Origin of the sequence: Micromonospora sp. CPCC 205739 (genome assembly GCF_036906795.1) — a bacterium.
Taxonomy (GTDB): Bacteria; Actinomycetota; Actinomycetes; order Mycobacteriales; family Micromonosporaceae; genus Micromonospora.
Genome location: NZ_JBAKHS010000002.1, coordinates 170405 through 186911, shown reverse-complemented (window position 1 = coordinate 186911; position 16507 = coordinate 170405). Strand labels below are relative to the sequence as shown.

General features: G+C 75.6%; 15 protein-coding genes. 10 read left to right on the top strand and 5 right to left on the bottom strand.

Annotated features, from left to right (window positions below; translation table 11 throughout):
* The first annotated feature begins 55 nt into the window (after window positions 1–55).
* Entirely contained in the window at window positions 56–955 is a 900-nt protein-coding gene (locus V6U88_RS04840) for a TIGR01777 family oxidoreductase (RefSeq protein WP_334450150.1), read from the top strand.
* A 43-nt stretch (window positions 956–998) separates the two neighbouring features.
* Here V6U88_RS04840 and V6U88_RS04835 read toward each other — a convergent pair whose 3' ends face one another.
* Together V6U88_RS04835 and V6U88_RS04830 are read right to left on the bottom strand one after the other, a co-directional pair.
* Window positions 999–2195: an extracellular catalytic domain type 1 short-chain-length polyhydroxyalkanoate depolymerase gene (locus tag V6U88_RS04835; RefSeq protein ID WP_334450148.1), complete on the bottom strand. Its 1197-nt coding sequence runs from the start codon at window positions 2193–2195 to the stop codon at window positions 999–1001.
* A 155-nt stretch (window positions 2196–2350) separates the two neighbouring features.
* Window positions 2351–2740, bottom strand: coding sequence for an SCO5389 family protein (locus tag V6U88_RS04830; RefSeq protein WP_334450146.1), 390 nt, complete (start codon window positions 2738–2740; stop codon window positions 2351–2353).
* A 137-nt stretch (window positions 2741–2877) separates the two neighbouring features.
* Here V6U88_RS04830 and V6U88_RS04825 point away from each other — a divergent pair, with 137 nt between their 5' ends.
* From V6U88_RS04825 to V6U88_RS04795, 7 genes are all read left to right on the top strand, one after another.
* Window positions 2878–4728, top strand: a complete 1851-nt coding sequence (locus V6U88_RS04825) for a DUF2079 domain-containing protein (RefSeq protein ID WP_334450144.1) — start codon at window positions 2878–2880, stop codon at window positions 4726–4728.
* 28 nt (window positions 4729–4756) lie between these two features.
* Entirely contained in the window at window positions 4757–5395 is a 639-nt protein-coding gene (lipB, locus tag V6U88_RS04820) for a lipoyl(octanoyl) transferase LipB (RefSeq protein ID WP_334450142.1), read from the top strand.
* A gap of 5 nt (window positions 5396–5400) precedes the next feature.
* A complete protein-coding gene (locus V6U88_RS04815) occupies window positions 5401–5793 on the top strand; it encodes a VOC family protein (protein ID WP_334450140.1) in 393 nt (130 codons plus the stop codon).
* Window positions 5794–5856: 63 nt separating this feature from the next.
* Window positions 5857–6441: a mycothiol transferase gene (locus tag V6U88_RS04810; protein WP_334450138.1), complete on the top strand. Its 585-nt coding sequence runs from the start codon at window positions 5857–5859 to the stop codon at window positions 6439–6441.
* 198 nt (window positions 6442–6639) lie between these two features.
* On the top strand, window positions 6640–7350 hold the full coding sequence (locus V6U88_RS04805; protein WP_334450136.1) for an SRPBCC family protein: 711 nt from the start codon (window positions 6640–6642) through the stop codon (window positions 7348–7350).
* Complete coding sequence (locus V6U88_RS04800) at window positions 7347–8021, top strand: DUF4166 domain-containing protein (RefSeq protein ID WP_334450134.1); 675 nt, start codon at window positions 7347–7349, stop codon at window positions 8019–8021. Before V6U88_RS04805 ends, V6U88_RS04800 begins: the two co-directional genes overlap by 4 nt.
* Window positions 8022–8035: 14 nt before the next feature.
* Window positions 8036–8659, top strand: a complete 624-nt coding sequence (locus tag V6U88_RS04795; protein WP_334450132.1) for a TetR/AcrR family transcriptional regulator — start codon at window positions 8036–8038, stop codon at window positions 8657–8659.
* A gap of 43 nt (window positions 8660–8702) precedes the next feature.
* On the opposite strand, the gene aspS is transcribed toward V6U88_RS04795, so the two are convergent.
* Window positions 8703–9989: an aspartate--tRNA(Asn) ligase gene (aspS, locus tag V6U88_RS04790; protein ID WP_334450130.1), complete on the bottom strand. Its 1287-nt coding sequence runs from the start codon at window positions 9987–9989 to the stop codon at window positions 8703–8705.
* Window positions 9990–10398: 409 nt separating this feature from the next.
* Between aspS and lipA the strand changes: the two genes are divergently transcribed.
* Both lipA and V6U88_RS04780 read left to right on the top strand, forming a co-directional pair.
* Window positions 10399–11388, top strand: coding sequence for a lipoyl synthase (gene lipA, locus V6U88_RS04785; RefSeq protein WP_334450128.1), 990 nt, complete (start codon window positions 10399–10401; stop codon window positions 11386–11388).
* Window positions 11389–11448: 60 nt separating this feature from the next.
* On the top strand, window positions 11449–13095 hold the full coding sequence (locus V6U88_RS04780) for a DUF423 domain-containing protein (RefSeq protein WP_334450125.1): 1647 nt from the start codon (window positions 11449–11451) through the stop codon (window positions 13093–13095).
* Window positions 13096–13156: 61 nt separating this feature from the next.
* Here V6U88_RS04780 and V6U88_RS04775 read toward each other — a convergent pair whose 3' ends face one another.
* The gene (locus V6U88_RS04775; RefSeq protein ID WP_334450123.1) at window positions 13157–16042 is read right to left on the bottom strand and encodes a helix-turn-helix transcriptional regulator; all 2886 of its coding nucleotides are present in this window, start codon (window positions 16040–16042) and stop codon (window positions 13157–13159) included.
* Between the two features lie 167 nt (window positions 16043–16209).
* Window positions 16210–16380, bottom strand: a complete 171-nt coding sequence (locus V6U88_RS04770; RefSeq protein WP_334450121.1) for a hypothetical protein — start codon at window positions 16378–16380, stop codon at window positions 16210–16212.
* Window positions 16381–16507: the final 127 nt, after the last annotated feature.

Below are 16507 nucleotides of genomic sequence, written 5' to 3'. Positions count from 1 at the left end.
ATCCGCAAACGGGCTGAACGCATCCGGATCCGTCCCCGTACCCGAAGATATGAGCATGCGGATCCTCATGGCCGGCGCGTCCGGCTTCCTCGGCACCCGGCTGGTCGACCGCCTCACCGCCGACGGGCACCAGGTCACCCGGCTGGTGCGACGGCCGCCGCGTACCGACGACGAGCGACAGTGGGACCCGTCCGCCGCGCAGCTCGACCCGGCCGTGGTGGCCGGGGCGGACGCGGTGGTCAACCTGGCCGGCGCGGGCGTCGGCGACAAGCGCTGGAACGACGAGTACCGGCGGCTGATCCGGTCGAGCCGGGTGGACACCACCACCACGCTGGCCATCGCCATCGCCGGGCTGCCGGCCGCCGACCGGCCGACGGCGCTGCTCAACTCCTCCGCCGTCGGCTGGTACGGCAACACCGGCGACCGGGCGGTGGAGGAGGACTCCCCGGCCGGCGAGGGCTTCCTGGCCGACGTCTGCCGGGTCTGGGAGGCGGCGACCCGGCCGGCGGAGGACGCCGGGGTGCGGGTGGTGCGGCTGCGCACCGGGCTGCCGCTGCACCGCGACGGCGGGCTGCTCAAGCCGCAGCTGCTGCCGTTCAAGCTGGGCATCGCCGGGAAGCTGGGCAGCGGCCGGCAGTGGCTGCCGTGGATCTCGATGCGGGACTGGCTGGACGCGGTGGTGTTCCTGCTCGACCGCGGCGACGTGGGCGGACCGGTCAACGTGGTCGGCCCGGCCCCGGTCACCAACGCCGAGTTCACCAGGGAGCTGGCCCGCCAGCTGCACCGCCCGGCGATCATGCCGATCCCCGCGGTGGCCCTCAAGGTCGCCCTGGGCGGCTTCGCCCAGGAGGCCCTGACCAGCACCCGCGTCCTGCCGGGAGTGCTGACCAAGGCCCACTTCCGCTACACCCACCCCGATCTGGCCGGTGCGCTGCACGCGGCGCTGACGGAGTGACCGCCGAGGGGCCCCTCCCGTCCGAGGGGCCCCGGCGCCAGGTTCAGCAGCCGATGACCCAGTAGGACGGCCCGGTCTGCTTGAGGGTGCTGGTGTTGTAGGTGTTGTACAGGCCCATGCGCTGGTTGCTGCCGAGCGCGTAGGCGTACCCGCCGGACTGGTAGGCGCGGCCGGCCGTCACGTGGGCGTAGTTGCTGGCGGTGACGCAGGTCGGGGCGGTGGTCGGCGTGGGGGTCGGCGAGGCCGTGGGGGTGGGGTCGGGCGTGCCGCCGCCCAGGCCGAAGAAGAGCGCGTCCCGGTACGCCGAGCAGATGGTGTCCAGGAAGTACGACGTCGCCGTGCCGCACTGGTCGGTGGCCGAGCCGGGGTCGACGGGCGTGCCGTGGCCCATGCCGGAGACCCGGTAGAGCCGGACCGCGTCGTTGCCGTACTTCTCCAGGCTGGTGCCGCCGGGCAGCGACGCGGTGCTGGTCGGGGTCTGCGACACGCCGAGCACGTTGGTCCACTGGTCGCGGGACTCGGTGGCGTTCAGCGGCACCACGGTGGTGTCGGAGGTGCCGTGCCAGATGGCGACCCGGGGGCGGCGGCCGGTGTAGCCGGGGTGGGCGTTGCGGACCGCGTCGCCCCAGGCCGCCGGGGTCTTGTCCACCCCGCTGTACTGGCAGGTGCTGGTCGACGCCGGCGGCGAGCAGCGGTACGGCAGCCCGGCGATGACCGAGCCGGCGGCGAAGACGTCCGGGTAGGTGGCGAGCATGACCGAGGTCATCGCCCCGCCGGCCGAGAGCCCGCTGACGAAGATCCGGTTGCCGTCGAGGCCGTAGCTGCTCCTGGCGTGCTCGACCATCTGCCGGATCGACAGCGCCTCGCCCTGACCCCGGGAGATGTCCCCCTCGGTGTACCAGTTGAAGCAGCTCAGCGACTGGTTGGCGCTGGACTGCTGGGGCACGATCAGGGCGAACTTCCACTGGTCGGCGTACTTCTGCCAGCCGGAGTTGGCGAAGTAGCCGGAGGCGTTCTGGGTGCAGCCGTGCAGCAGCACCACGGCCGGCGCGCCGGCCGGCAGCCCGTCCGGGCGGTAGGCGTACATGGTGAGGTTGCCCGGGTTCGAGCCGAAGCCGGTGACCTGGGTCAGCGTGGCTGCCTGGGCGGGCACGGCGACCGCGACCAGGGCGGCCGCGGCGACGACGGCTCCGGCCAGCGCTCCGGCCAGCCGGGCGAGGACGGATGGGGAACGGTGCACGGCGACCTCCTGGTGCGGTGTGTGAACTGGGTCACTCCCGAGTTGCCGAGACGTTACGTCCGTGTTTCAGACCAGCGACATGGCCGCCGCTCACACATTCGTCGTCACCGATGTGGCGGTCGGGGGCCCGCACCGGCGGGCCCCCGATCCCGCGGTCAGCAGTTGCGCAGCTCCGGCGTCTGGTTGCGGATCTGCGCCAGCGGCGAGACGAACTGCCGGTGGGCGTCGCCGCCGACCAGCGCCGGCGGGAAGGCGGCGACCCGGTGGCAGTTCTGGAACGCCAGCGTCACGCCGAAGTGCCGCTCCAGCCCGCCCCGGATGGCGTCGCTGGCCAGCGCGCGCAGCAGCTGCCCGCGCTCGGCCTCCGACGGCGGCGGCACGGCGTGCTCGGCCATCCGGCCGCCGTCGGCCGCGCGCGCGGCGACGTCGGCGACCACGGACCAGGCGTACGGCAGGGACCGCCGGACACAGTCGACGAACTCGTCGTCGTCCACCCGGCCGGCTTCGGCCCGCTCCAGCAGGGCGGTGGGTACGTCGAGAGACATGGGTGCTCCTCCGATCTGCGCACTGACCCGCGATCTACGCGATGGCGCGGCTTCTGCAATTGGAAGTCATTTCCAACAAGGAATCAACGTTCCGTGTCCGACCGGCGTGTCCAGATCCGGTTGGTAACGTCCGCTCCGTGCCGACCTCCCCGACCCTGGCCGCCGACCAGCCGCCCGCCGCCGCACCCGCCACCGGCCGCAGTCGCCGGGCCGACCTGATCGTGGTGCTGTTCGCCGTGGCGCTGGCCCTCTGGGTGACCAGCGGCCTGTGGCGCGACCCGAACAGCCGGGCCATCACGGTCAACTCCAGCGACCAGGCGCTCTTCGAGTGGCTGCTCGCCTTCGGCGGGCACGCGCTGACCCACGGGGAGAACCCGCTCTTCACCGACCTGGTCAACGTCCCGGACGGGGTGAACCTCGCGGTCAACACCTCGATCACCGTGTACGCGGCGGTCTTCGCCCCGCTGACGTACCTGATCGGGCCGCCGGCGACGTTCCTGGTGATCCTCACCCTCAACCTGGTCGCCACCGCGCTGGCCTGGTACTGGCTGCTCTCCCGGCACCTGGTCCGCAGCCGCCTGGCCGCCGGCGTCGGGGCGCTGTTCATCGCCTACTCCCCCGGCATGGTCGCGCACGCCAACGCCCACCTGAACTGGACCGCCGGCTGGCTGGTGCCGCTGCTGACCTGGGCGGTGTTCGCGCTGCGCCGGCCCGGGCGCTGGCTGCGCGGCGGGATCACGCTCGGCGTGCTGGTCGCGGTCGCCTTCTCGATCGCCGCCGAGGGGCTCTTCTTCACCGCGCTGGCGCTCGGGGTCTTCCTCGCCGCCTGGGCGCTGCACCCGGCCCGCCGGGCGCAGGCGCGGGCGGCCCTGCCCACCTTCCTGCGCGGGCTGGGCGTGACCGCGCTGGTGGCGGGGGCGCTGCTGGCGTACCCGCTCTGGCTGCACTTCGCCGGCCCGCAGCGCTTCCACGGCACCGGTTTCGACGCGGTGATCCACTCCGAGGACATCGCCGCGTTCGGGGCGTACCCGCAGCGGTCGCTGGCCGGCGCGGTGGGGTTGGGCACCACGCTGGCCCCCAACCCGACCGAGGAGAACTCCTTCTTCGGGCTGCCGCTGCTGCTGCTCGCGGTGGCCTGCTTCGTGGCGCTGTGGCGGCGGGCCGATCCGGGCCGCCGGGCCACCCTCGCCGCGCTGAGCGTCACCGGCGGGCTGTTCACGGTGCTCTCCTGGGGCTCGCTGGCGAAGTGGGGCGGGCGGCGCACCGGGCAGCTGCTGCCGTTCGGCGTGCTGGACGACCTGCCGGTGGTCAACGCCGCGCTGCCGTCCCGGCTGGCGCTGGTGGTCGCACCGGTGATCGGCCTGCTGCTGGCGTACGCGGTCGACCAGCTCCGGGCCGACCCGCCGCCGCGCCGGGGCGTGGCGGCGGCCTGGGGCCTCGGCTTCGCGGCGGCGCTGCTGCCGCTGCTGCCCACGCCGCTGGCGACCAGCGTCCGGCCGCCCGTGCCGGAGTTCATCACCGCCGGGACGTGGCGGCAGCACGTCTCGCCCGGCGGGGTGCTCACCCCGCTGCCGCTCACCCTGGACGTGACCCCGGACGGGCAGCGCTGGCAGGCGTACGCGCTGGCGCACCGGCAGGGCGAGTTCCGCATCCCGGCCGGCTTCTTCCTCGGCCCCGGCGGCCCGGACGGGCGGGGCCGGATCGGCCCGCCGCCGCGCACCTTCGACACGCTGATGGACCAGGCCGGCCAGACCGGGCTGGTGCCGATCATCACCGAGGGCAGCATCCAGCTCTGCCTGGCCGACCTGCGCCACTGGGGCGTGGAGGCGGTGGTGCTGCCGGACGAGGTGCACGGGGCGAAGTACGACCTCGACGAGGACGCCCTGCGGCGCACCGCGACGGCCCTGCTCGGTCCCCCGCGCCGGGTCGACGACGTGTGGCTCTGGGAGGTTCCCGCCGCCCGACGCGACGAGGCTCACCCTCGGTGAGCGCCTGCGACGGGTCTAGGCTGAGAAGGTGACCGCGACGACTTCCGGCCTGACGGCCGTTCGCGCCGGCCTGCTGGACTACCAGGCCGCCTGGGACGAGCAGCGCCGGCTGCACGAGTCGGTGGTGGCCGGCGAGCGCGGCGACACCGTGCTGCTGCTGGAGCACCCGAGCGTCTACACCGCCGGCAAGCGCACCGAGCCGTGGGACCGGCCGATGGACGGCACCCCGGTCGTCGACGTGGACCGGGGCGGCAAGATCACCTGGCACGGGCCGGGGCAGCTGGTCGGCTACCCGATCCTGCGCCTGCCCGACCCGGTGGACGTGGTCGCCTACGTGCGCCGCACCGAGCAGCTGCTGATCGACGTCTGCGCCGAGTTCGGGCTGGCCGCCGGCCGGGTCGAGGGGCGCAGCGGCGTCTGGGTGCCCGAGGACGACCGGGGCCCGGCCCGCAAGGTGGCCGCCATCGGCATCCGGGTGGCGCGTGGGGTGACCCTGCACGGCTTCTCGATCAACTGCGACTGCGACCTGACGTACTTCGACCGGATCGTGCCCTGCGGCATCTCCGACGCCGGGGTCACCTCGCTCACCGCCGAGCTGGGCCGACCGGTCACCGTCGCCGACGTCCTCCCGGTGGTCGAGCGCCGGCTGCCCACCCTGCTCGGCTGAGCCGCGTGCACGTCGATCTCGTCACCGTCGTCGTCGCCGAGTACGACCCGGCGATCGCCTTCTTCACCGAGGTGCTCGGCTTCGACCTGGTGGAGGACTCACCCTCGCTGACCACCGACGGGCGCCCCAAGCGCTGGGTGGTGGTCCGCCCGCCCGGGGCGCAGACCGGCCTGCTGCTCGCCCGCGCCGATGGGGAGCGCCAGGAACGCGCGGTCGGTGACCAGGTCGCCGGCCGGGTCGGCTTCTTCCTCCAGGTCGACGACTTCGACGCGGTCCACCGGCGGATGGTCGACGCGGGGGTCGAGTTCGTGAAGCCGCCGCGCACCGAGCCGTACGGGCGGGTCGCCGTCTTCCGCGACATCGCCGGCAACCGCTGGGACCTGCTCGGCCCCGCCTAGGCGCGTCGCCGGAAGGGGTTCCGGGGCCGTCGGACGGTCGTACCCCGGCCCTACGGTGGCCCGATGACCGGAAACGACACCCCGTGGGAACCGCCCCTCGCGGGCACCGAGGTCGCGCACCTGCTCGGCGCGCTGGACCGGCTGCGCGCCACCTTCCGCTGGAAGGCCGACGACCTCGACGCGGTCGGGCTGCGAACCCGGGTCGGCGCCTCCGCGCTGACCCTCGGCGGCCTGCTCAAGCACCTCGCCGCCGTGGAGGACCACACCTTCACCGTGAAGCTGAGCGGGGCGCCGATGGGCGCGCCGTGGAACCCCGCCGACTTCGCCGACGACGAGTCCTGGGAGTTCACCTCCGCCGCCGAGGACCGCCCGGAGGACCTCTACGCGCTCTGGGACGGCGCCGTCGCCCGGTCCCGCGCGCGGCTGGCGGCGGCCCTGGCCGACGGCGGGCTCGACCAGTTCGTCCACGCCGGCGGTCCCGACGGCAGCCGGGCCAGCCTGCGCCGGCTGCTCTGCGACCTGATCGAGGAGTACGGCCGGCACACCGGCCACGCCGACCTGATCCGCGAGGCGGTCGACGGACGGACCGGTGAGGACCCGCCGCCGGGATGGCGCCCCGCAGCGGGGCGGTCGGGCCCGGGCGGCTGACGCGGACGAGGCGACCCGGGCCCGGCCCGGTCAGCCGACCGGCAGGCGGGTCAGCCAGTCCTGCCACGCCTGCTCGGCGCGGGCCGGGTCCGCGGCGGCGGCGAAGAGGGGCGCGCCGCTCCCCCGAGCGAGGGATTGAGCGATCGCTCAACCGCGGCTAGCGTTCCTTGAGCAGACGCTCAAGAACGGGAGCTGGGGATGCGGGACATCTACGTGGAGACGCTGATCGACGCGCCGCTGGAGCGGGTCTGGCAGGCGACGCAGGACCCGGCGGCGCACCGCCGGTGGGACGCGCGGTTCGGCCGGATCGAGCCGGTGCCGGGCAGCGCGCCCGCCCGCTTCCGGTACGCCACCACCGTGCTGCCCGGGGTGCGGATCGGCGGGCACGGCGTACACGCGGGCGAGCGGAGCCGCCCCGACGGCACACGCACGTCGGCCCTGCGCTTCGGCTCCGACGATCCCCGCTCGCTGATCGCCGCCGGGTCGGGCTACTGGCGCTACCTGCCCGGGCCGGACGGTGTGCGGTTCCTGACCGGCTACACGTACACCCCGCGCTGGGGGCCGGCGGGACGCCTGGCGGACCTGGCGTTCCGTCCCCTGTTCGGCTGGGCGACCGCGTGGTCGTTCGACCGGCTGCGGCTCTGGCTGGAACGGGGCGTACCGCCGGAGCGCGCCCGGCGGCAGGCGTGGCGTGAGGTCGCCCTGCGCGCGCTCGCGGTGGCCTGCGTCGGCGCGTCGGCCGCCCGGCTCACCGAGGGCCGCGCCGCCGTCCTCGTCGCGGTGCTCGCGGCCTCCGTGCTCGCGCTGGCGCTGCCGCCCCACCCGCACACCCCGGCCGCCCGCCGGTGCCGACGCCGCCCGCCGGACCGCCTCGCCGCCCGGACGCCGTCGCTGGTGGAGCAGCTGTGACCTCCGTCTTCCAGCGCGCCCTCGGCGCCGACTTCGACCGGCTGCACCCCCGCCTGCAGCGCCGCTTCGGCGTCGACGGCGGCACCGACCTGGGCTGCGTGGGCACCGGGGTGATGGACCGGGTCTGGCGCGGCGCCGCCTTCACCGCGCCGTTCCTGCGGCTGGGCACGCTGCGGCACGTGCTGTTCCCGGAGACCGGCACCGGCGTGCCGTTCACCATCGAGAACTACGCCTACACCGACTCGTACCGCCGGCCGACGCTGACCTTCGTGCGCACCTTCGAGGTCGCGGCGCACCGCCGCCGCCGGTTCGACGCCACCATGGTCTGGAGCCCGCGACGCGGGGTCCTGGTGGACTACCTCGGCACCCACCAGCACCTCGCCGTCGACCTGCACCTCGGCGTCGACGCCACGGGCGCGTTGACCATCCGCAGCGGCGCCCAGCGCTTCCGCGGCGGGCTGCCCTGCCCGCCGGCGCTCAGCGGCGAGGCCCACCTGCGCGAGTGGTACGACGAGCGGACCGGGCGGTTCCACATCGAGGTACGCGTCACCAACCGCCGCTTCGGGCCGCTGTTCGGGTACACGGGCAGCTTCACCGTCCGCTACGTGCCGCCGGGCGAGGCACCGGTACCCGCCGCGGTGCGACCGCTGCGGGAGAATCCCCGGGACTGACGGAGAGGATCACCATGGCCGCCACCCGGCAGAAGCTGATCGACGGCGCGCTCGCGGCGATCCGGTCCCACGGCATCGCCGGCGCCTCGGCCCGCGCCATCGCCACCGCCGCCGGGGTCAACCAGGCCCTGGTCTTCTACCACTTCGGCACCGTCGACGCGCTGCTCGCCGAGGCCTGCCGCAGCGCGACGGCGGCCCGGGTGGCCGTCTACCGGGAGCGGTTCGCCGGCGTGGGGTCGCTGCGCGAGCTGCTCGACCTGGGGCGCGCGCTGCACGAGCAGGAGCGCTCCGCGGGCAACGTGGCGGTGCTGGCGCAACTGCTCGCCGGGGCGCAGACCGACCCGCGGCTCGCCGAGGCGACGGCGGGCGCGCTGCGGCTCTGGACGGCCGAGATCGAGACGGTGCTGCGCAGGCTGCTGCGCGACTCGCCGGTCGCCCCGGTCGCCGACCCGGCCGGGCTGGCCCGGGCGATCTCCGCCGCCTTCATCGGCCTGGAACTCTTCGAGGGTGTCGACCCGGCCGGCGCCCGCGAGGCGTTCGACGCCCTGGAACGCCTCGCCGTCCTGATCGAGGTCGTCGAGGACCTGGGCCCCCTGGCCCGCCGCACCCTGCGCGCCAGGCTCCGCCCGCACACCTGACCCCGCCCCGGCCGGTACGCCGACCGGCCGGGGCGGGGACCCGTCAGGGGGTGAGGCGGTGCAGGTCGCGCGGGAAGGCGGTGACCTCGCGGACGTTGGCCGCGCCGGTCAGCCGGGCGACGAAGCGTTCCAGGCCGATGGCGAAGCCGCCGTGCGGGGGCATGCCGTGCCGGAACGCGCCGACGTAGCCGGCGTACGGCTCGACCGGCTCGCCCCGCGCGGCCAGCGCCGCCAGGTAGTCGTCGTACCGGTGCAGCCGCTGCCCGCCGGTGACCAGCTCCAGCCCCCGGAAGAGCAGGTCGAAGCCGTTGGAGTAGGCCGGCCGCTCCGGGTCCGGATGGGTGTAGAAGGGGCGCTTCGCCATCGGGTAGCCGGTGACGAAGAGGAAGTCCGAGCCGTGCTCGGCCCGCGCCCACTCCCCCAGCGCCCGCTCGTGCGCGGGGGCGAGGTCCGGCTCGTCGGCCGGCGCGCCGGCGATCCGCAGCGCCTCGGTGAAGTGCACGGCGGGGATCTCGGCCGGCACCTCGGGCAGCCCGATCCCCAGGGCCGCCACCGCCGCCCCGGCCCGGTCCGCCACCCCGGCCAGCATCCCGGCCAGGGTGTCCCGCAGCACGGCCATCACCTCCCGGTGGTCGGCGACGAAGCCCAGCTCCACGTCGAGCGAGGTGTACTGGGCCAGGTGCCGGACGGTGTCGTGCGGCTCGGCCCGGAACACCGGCCCGACCTCGTAGACCCGCTCGAAGACGCCCACCATCAGCTGCTTGTAGAACTGCGGCGACTGCGCCAGGTACGCGGGACGACCGAACCAGTCCAGCGCGAAGACGTTCGCCCCGCTCTCGGTGGACGAGCCCACCACCTTCGGAGTGTGGATCTCCACGAAGTCGCGGGCGTCGAGGGTGGCCCGGAAGCCGGCCACCGCCGCCGCCGAGATCCGCAGCGCCGCCGAGCGGGTCGGGTGCCGCAGCGCGGTGGGCGCGTGGTCGAGCTGGGTGGGCAGGGTCGCGGTGAGCGTCGGCCGGTACAGGTCGAACGGCGGCGGCACGGCGGCCGGGCCGAGCGGTCGTACCGTCGGGTCGGTCAGCTCGGCCCCGGCGGGCGTCGTCGGGTTCGCGACCACCGTGGCGGTGACCTCGACGACGGTCTCCTCGGTGAGCTTCTCCAGTGCCGCGCGGACGGCCGGGTCGGTGACCACGACCTGGGTCAGGCCGGCGGCGTCCCGCACGATCAGGAAGGCCACCGACTTGAGCAGCCGGCGGCGGTGCACCCAGCCGGCGATCCGGACGGTCCGCCCGACGTGGGCGGGAAGCTGGGTGGAGAGGATGCGTTGCACGGTGGTACCTCCTCGATCGATCGCAACGCGATCCCAGGGAGGTGTGGGCGAGCGGGAACCTCGCGGTGCCACCACACCTTCGCCCCCGCGGACGGGGGCCTCGTTCGTCGCCTTTTCACCGGGGCCGGCCGGGCGGGCTCTACTGGGCGCGGACGCCGTTCTTCCCGCAGCTCGGGAGGGTCTTCACGCCCCGGCGCCAGACCGCCTTCCAGCAACCGGCGGCTCTCTGCACTGGCGGGTCGGGGCACTACTCGGCTCCGTCACAGCTCTGCGGCAGACGCTAGCACCGGCCCGGCACCCGTGTGACGTGGTTTTTCCGTGCCTCGGTGTCCGGTGTCACAACATCTGGGGCGTGACGCCGGTCGCCCACAGTTCATCGACGGCCACCGTCGGGCGTAGTCTCGGTTTTGTGACGATCGAGCACTCCACGCCGACGGCCGAGCAGGCCGGTCGTACCGCTACCGCCGCTCCCGAGGGGCGGCGGCTGCTGCGGATCGAGGCCCGCAACGCCGAGACGCCGATCGAGCGCAAGCCGCCGTGGATCAAGGTCAAGGCCAAGATGGGCCCGGAGTACACCCAGCTGCGCGGTCTGGTCTCGCGCGAGGGGCTGCACACCGTCTGCCAGGAGGCCGGCTGCCCCAACATCTACGAGTGCTGGGAGGACCGCGAGGCCACCTTCCTCATCGGTGGCGACCAGTGCACCCGGCGCTGCGACTTCTGCCAGATCGACACCGGTAAGCCGGCCGAGTTCGACGCCGACGAGCCGCGCCGGGTCGCCGAGTCGGTCGCCGCGATGGGGCTGCGCTACGCCACCATCACCGGCGTCGCCCGCGACGACCTGCCCGACGGCGGGGCCTGGCTCTACGCCGAGACGGTCCGGCAGATCCACGCGCTGCAGTCCGGCTGCGGCGTCGAGCTGCTGATCCCCGACTTCAACGCGGTCCCCGAGCAGCTCGCCGAGGTGTTCAGCTCCCGTCCCGAGGTGCTGGCGCACAACGTCGAGACCGTGCCGCGGATCTTCAAGCGGATCCGGCCGGCGTTCCGCTACGAGCGCTCGCTGGACGTGATCCGCCAGGCCCGCGCCGACGGCCTGGTCACCAAGAGCAACCTGATCCTGGGCATGGGCGAGGAGCGCGCCGAGGTCTCGCAGGCGCTGCGCGACCTGCACGAGGCGGGCTGCGAGCTGATCACCATCACCCAGTACCTGCGCCCCTCCCCCCGGCACCACCCGGTCACCCGCTGGGTCAAGCCGGAGGAGTTCGTCGAGCTGCGCGAGGAGGCCGAGGAGATCGGCTTCGCCGGCGTGATGAGCGGGCCGCTGGTGCGCTCGTCGTACCGGGCCGGGCGGCTCTACAAGCAGGCCCTGGAGGCCCGCGAGGGCGTCACCGCCGCCGGCTGAGGCCGACCGACGGCCGCGTCACCGACCGCCGGCCCGTGCCCGGATGCCATGATCGCAGGCATGACGACCGGGGTACGCCAGGAACCGCGCGACGCCGCGCGCCCGGGCACGCCCCGCTGGCCGCTGTCGGTGACGCTCGCCCTGCTGGTCGGCCTGGCCGGGGTCGGGTACCGGCTCGCGCTGCTGCTCGGCGACACCCCGCGCACCAACAGCGACGAGGCGACCATGGGGCTCGCCGCGCTGCACATCGCCCGGGGTGAGGACTTCCCCGTCTTCTTCTACGGGCAGGCGTACATGGGTGCGCTGGAGGCGTACCTGGCCGCGCCGCTGGTCGCGCTGACCGGGCCCTCGGTGCTCGCGCTGCGGCTGCCGCTGCTCGCCCTGTACGCGCTCTTCGTGTTCCTGAGCTGGCGGCTGACCCGCCGCCTGGGCGGGGACCGCTGGTTCGCGCTGCTCGTGGTCGGGCTGCTGGCGCTGGGCGCGGACCGGATCGTCAAGAACCAGCTCATCGCCGGGGGCGGCTACCCCGAGCTGAACCCGATCGGGGTGGGCCTGGCCCTGCTGACGCTGGACCTGGCCGCCGGCCGGGCGGCGGGACGCCGGTGGCGGTTCGCCGCGTTCGGTCTCCTCGCCGGGCTGACCGTCTGGGTCGATCCGCTGCTGCTGCCGTATGTGCTGGCGCTCGGTGTGGTGCTCGTCGCCACCGCCGGGCGGGACCTGCGCGGGGGCGGCGGCGCGCTGCTGGCCGGGGCCACGCTGCTGGGCGCCGCGCCGCTGCTCGGGTACGCCCTGGCGCACGACCGCAACCCACTCGCCGCGGTCTTCGCCGCCAGCGGCGGGGACACGGTGGCGAGCTGGGCGGATCGGCTGCACGGCGGGTTGGTGCTCGGGCCCGCGCTGGGCATGGGTCTCTGCTCCCCCGGGCACTGCGCGACCTGGCAGCTCTGGTGGCCGGCCGCCCTGCCGGTGCTGCTGGTGCTGGCCGGGCTGTCGGCCTGGCGAACGCTGCGCGCCGACGGCGCTCGGGCGGTGCCGGCCGACGGCGCTCAGTCGGGGCGGGCTGACAGCGCTCGGGCGGGGCGGGCCGACGGCGCTCGGGCGGTGCGGGCCGGGGCGGCGGTGCGGCTCGCGCTGCTGGCCGGGGCGGTGGGCACGCTGGCGGCGTACACGGTCAGCAGCGCAGCCGGGCGGACCCCGGTGGAGAGTTCCCGCTACCTGTCCTGCCTGGCCATTTCGCTCCCGGCGCTGCTCTGGCCGCTCTGGACGGCGGCGCGGCGACGCGGTGCGGTCGACCTCCCGCGGCTCGCGGCCGTCGGCACGCTGGTCGCCCTGCTCGGCACCGCCACGGTCGCCACCGCCGGCGCGCTGGCCACCGTCCCGACGAACCGGGCGGAGGCGCAGCGACACCGCGAGCTCGTGGAGACGCTGCGCGAGCGGGACGTCCGGCACGTGTACGGCGAGTACTGGACCTGCAACCGGCTGACCTTCGCCGCCGACGAGAAGATCGTCTGCGCGGTGCTCGACGAGACGCTGCGCCCCGGATTCGACCGGCTGCCCGCCTACCCCCGCGCAGTCCGGGAGTCACCGGCCCCGGCCTACGTCGCCCCGATCGGCTCCCCCCTGGCCCGGCGGCTGGACCGCACCCCGCCCCCGGCCCGACAGCCCCTCACGGTCGCCGGCTGGCGCATCTGGCTCCCCCACCCCTGACCCGCCCGCACTCCTCCGCCTTCGATGCGGGCGGTCGTGGGGGCGAGGTGGTCGGGGCGGGTCAGGGGGGTGGGGCGAGGAGATTGAGGCGGTGGGCCAGGGCGGCGGCCTCGACGCGGTTGGTGACGTCCAGCTTGGCGATGATCCGGGAGACGTGGACGCTGGCGGTCTTCGGGGAGATGAACAACTGCTCGGCGATCCGGCTGTTGCTGTGCCCCTCGGCGACCAGCCGCAGTACCTCCCGCTCCCGGGCGGTGAGCAGGTCCGCGCCGGGACGGCCCCGGGTCGCCCCACGTAGGCCGACCCGGCGGGCCAGGGTGGCGGCCTGCTCGGCCAGCGGCGCCGCGCCCAACCGCTGCGCGATCCCGGCGGCCTCCGCCACCGCCTCGGCCACCTCGTCCCGCTCGCCCGCCGCGGCGGCCGTCTCGGCCAGCGCCAGCAGCGCCCGGCCCAGCGGGTACGGCTGTCCGACGGCCCGCCACGCCGCGACCGCCGTACGCCAGGCCGGCAGCGCCCGCCCGCCGGCCGTCAACAGCGCGGCGACCTGGGCCGCGTGCGCCTGCTCGGCGGGCTGCCGGGCGGGCAGCTCGGCGGCGATCGCGGTGACCGCGGCGGACAACTCCCGATCGTCGACCCGGGCGGCGGTGCGGGCGACGGCGCCGAGCACCGGCCACCCCTCCCGGGACAGGTGCGGCAGGCGATCGTCGGCCAGCGCGGCGCGGGCGGCGCGCAGCGCCTCGACCTTGTCGTCGGCCGCCAGCGCCGCCTCGATCCGCAGCTCGTGCAGGGGCAGCCGGTGGTTCGGCCACAGGTACGGCCGGGCGAGGAAGCCCAGCGCGCGGCCGACCAGCTCGTCGGCGGCCGGGTGGGCCCGGGCCAGCCGCAGCCCGGCGCGGAGCTGGAGCCAGTGCAGGCCGGAGACGCCGGGCGGGTCGATCCGGGCGGCGTCGGCGCAGGCCGCGTCGGCCTCGTCCCAGCGGCCCAGGGCGAGCAGCGCCTCGGCCTGGTTGGACAGCAGGTACGCCCCGGTGGAGCGGCTGATGCCGACCCTGCGCGCCTCGGCCACCCCGGCGGCGGCCGCCTCGGCGGACTCGGCGTAGTGACCCAGCTCGAACAGCACGTCGGAGAGGTGGACCAGCGCGCTGACCAGCGCGGGCGCGTTGCCGGCGGCGCGGGCCAGCGCCTCGGCCCGGCGCAGTTCGGCCAGCCCGAGGTCCGGGGCCTGGTCGGTGCGGCAGAGCATGGCGATCCGGGTGGGCAGCAGGGCGAGGTCCTCGCCGACCGCCTCGGCGACCGTGCGCGCCTCGGCGGCGACCGCGGCGGCCTGGTGCGGGTCGATCTTCACCAGGTGCGCGGCGATGTCGGCGAGCAGCCGCACCCGCTCCGGTCCGTCCGGCACCCGGCCCGCCAGCCGGTACGCCTCGCCCAGCTCGGTGCTGCCGTCGCTCTTGCCGAGCAGGGCGAGCAGCCGTCCCCGCCGGTCCAGCAGCCGGGCGGCGCGCAGCGGCGCGGTGTCGGGGTCCACCTCGGACAGCGCGGCCCGCGTCAGGGTGATCGCCCGGCTGTAGTCGCCGGCCGTGGTGGCGGCGTCCAGGGTCTCCTCCAGCACCGCCAGGTGGTCCATGCCGAGCCGGTCGGCGGCGTCGGGCACCAGCTCCCACAGCTCCAGCACCCGCTCCAGCAGCCGGCTCTGCTCGGCGTACGCGTACCGGTCGGCGGCGGCGCAGGCCGCCGCGCGGGCGGTGACCAGGGCCCGGGGGTGGTCGTGGGCGGCGTACCAGTGATGGGCGAGCTCGGCCGGGGCGCGACCGGCGGCGACCAGGTGCGGCTGCGCCTCGATGGCGGCGGCGTACCGGGCGTGCAGTCGGGCGTGCTCGCCGGGCAGCAGCTCGTCGTGGACGGCCTCGCGGACCAGGGCGTGCCGGAACTCGTAGTCGCCGTCGGGGTCGGCGACGACCAGCTGGGCGGCGACGGCGGCGCGCAGCGCCTCCTCCAGCTCGGGCTCGGGCAGGCCGGCGACCTCGGCGAGGAGCTGGTGGGCGAAGCGGGTGCCGCCGGCGGCGGCGATGCGCAGCACCCGCTGCGCGGCGTCGGGGAGCCGGTCGACCCGGGCGAGCAGCAGGTCGCGCAGGGTCTCCGGCAGGGTGGCGCAACCAATCGGGCCGCCGGCCGCGGCCAGCTCCTCGATGAAGAACGGGTTGCCCTGGGTGCGTTCGTGGACGTCGTCGACGGCCCGCGCGGCCGGCTCGGCGCCGAGGATGTCGGCGAGGATCGCGGCGGTGCCGTCCCGGTCGAGGCGGCCCAGCTCGATCCGCTCGACGCTGCGGGCCCGGTCCAGCTCGGCCAGGAACGGCCGCAGCGGGTGGCCCCGGTGCAGCTCGTCGGTGCGGTACGTGCAGACCAGCAGCACCCGGGCGGTGCGGGCGGCCCGGACCAGGAAGCCGATCAGGTCGCGGGTCGACCGGTCGGCCCAGTGCAGGTCCTCGATGACGAGCACCAACGGCTGGTCGGCGGCGAGCCGGTGGAACAGCTCCCCGACCAGGTCGAACAGGTAACCCCGGGGGGCGTCGGAGAGGGCCGGCCCGACCGGCGCGGCGGCGGCCGGTCCCCGGGCCAGCTCCGGCAGCAGGCGGGCGAACTCCGGCTCGTACCCGTCGAAGACGCCGGGACCGTCGCGGCGCAGCACCTCGCGCAGCGCGGCGGCGAACGGCGCGAAGGGCAGGCCGGCCTCGCCCAGTTCCAGGCACTGGCCGACCAGCAGCCGGGCGCCGGCGGCGCCGGCCAGCGCGCCGAACTCCTCCAGCAGCCGGGTCTTGCCGACGCCGGCCTCGCCGCCGACCAGGACGGTGGTGGGCTCCCCGGCCCGGGCGCGGTCCAGGGCGCTACGCAACGAGCCGACCTCGCCCTGGCGGCCGACGAGGACGGTGCTGGCGGCGCGTACGGTCACGGCACCGAGCATGCCATGCGCGCCGCCGGCACCGGCCCCACCGACCGGGCGGTCCGGCGCCGCCGCCCCGGCCGGACCGCTCGTCGTCCGCCGGGCGGCGGGAGGGTCACTCGCCCCCGGAGCGGCGGGGCCGCTGCCCACCGCCGCAGCGGCGGTGGCCACGGTCGTCACCGGCGGGCGGCGTCGGTACGGCCCGGGCGGAGGCGGCGGCCGAGCCAGCTCCGGCCGTGCCGGCGCGGCAGGGACCGGGCGAGCCGGGCCGCCTCGGCGTCGGCCTGGAGTTCGGCGGCGTGGGTGCGGTGGATGGCGAGGAGGAAGTCTGGGTCGTTGCCGAACATGTCGGGCTCCTTCGTGGGTCGTCGTCTGCTGATGTCGACTTTCCGCGCGAAGGTGCCACCGGAGCATGGGGGCAGTGCCTGATCTTCGGCCCTGCGCCCTCCTTACCCGGGCCGGAAACGGCCGCTG

Excerpts from the sequence above, each read along its gene's own strand:
- V6U88_RS04830 (WP_334450146.1), bottom strand. The coding sequence starts at position 2,740 with ATGTCTCTCGACGTACCCACCGCCCTGCTGGAGCGGGCCGAAGCCGGC.
- V6U88_RS04770 (WP_334450121.1), bottom strand. The coding sequence starts at position 16,380 with ATGTTCGGCAACGACCCAGACTTCCTCCTCGCCATCCACCGCACCCAC.
- V6U88_RS04805 (WP_334450136.1), top strand. The coding sequence starts at position 6,640 with ATGCGGGACATCTACGTGGAGACGCTGATCGACGCGCCGCTGGAGCGG.
- V6U88_RS04795 (WP_334450132.1), top strand. The coding sequence starts at position 8,036 with ATGGCCGCCACCCGGCAGAAGCTGATCGACGGCGCGCTCGCGGCGATC.
- V6U88_RS04840 (WP_334450150.1), top strand. The coding sequence starts at position 56 with ATGCGGATCCTCATGGCCGGCGCGTCCGGCTTCCTCGGCACCCGGCTG.
- V6U88_RS04810 (WP_334450138.1), top strand. The coding sequence starts at position 5,857 with ATGACCGGAAACGACACCCCGTGGGAACCGCCCCTCGCGGGCACCGAG.
- V6U88_RS04780 (WP_334450125.1), top strand. The coding sequence starts at position 11,449 with ATGACGACCGGGGTACGCCAGGAACCGCGCGACGCCGCGCGCCCGGGC.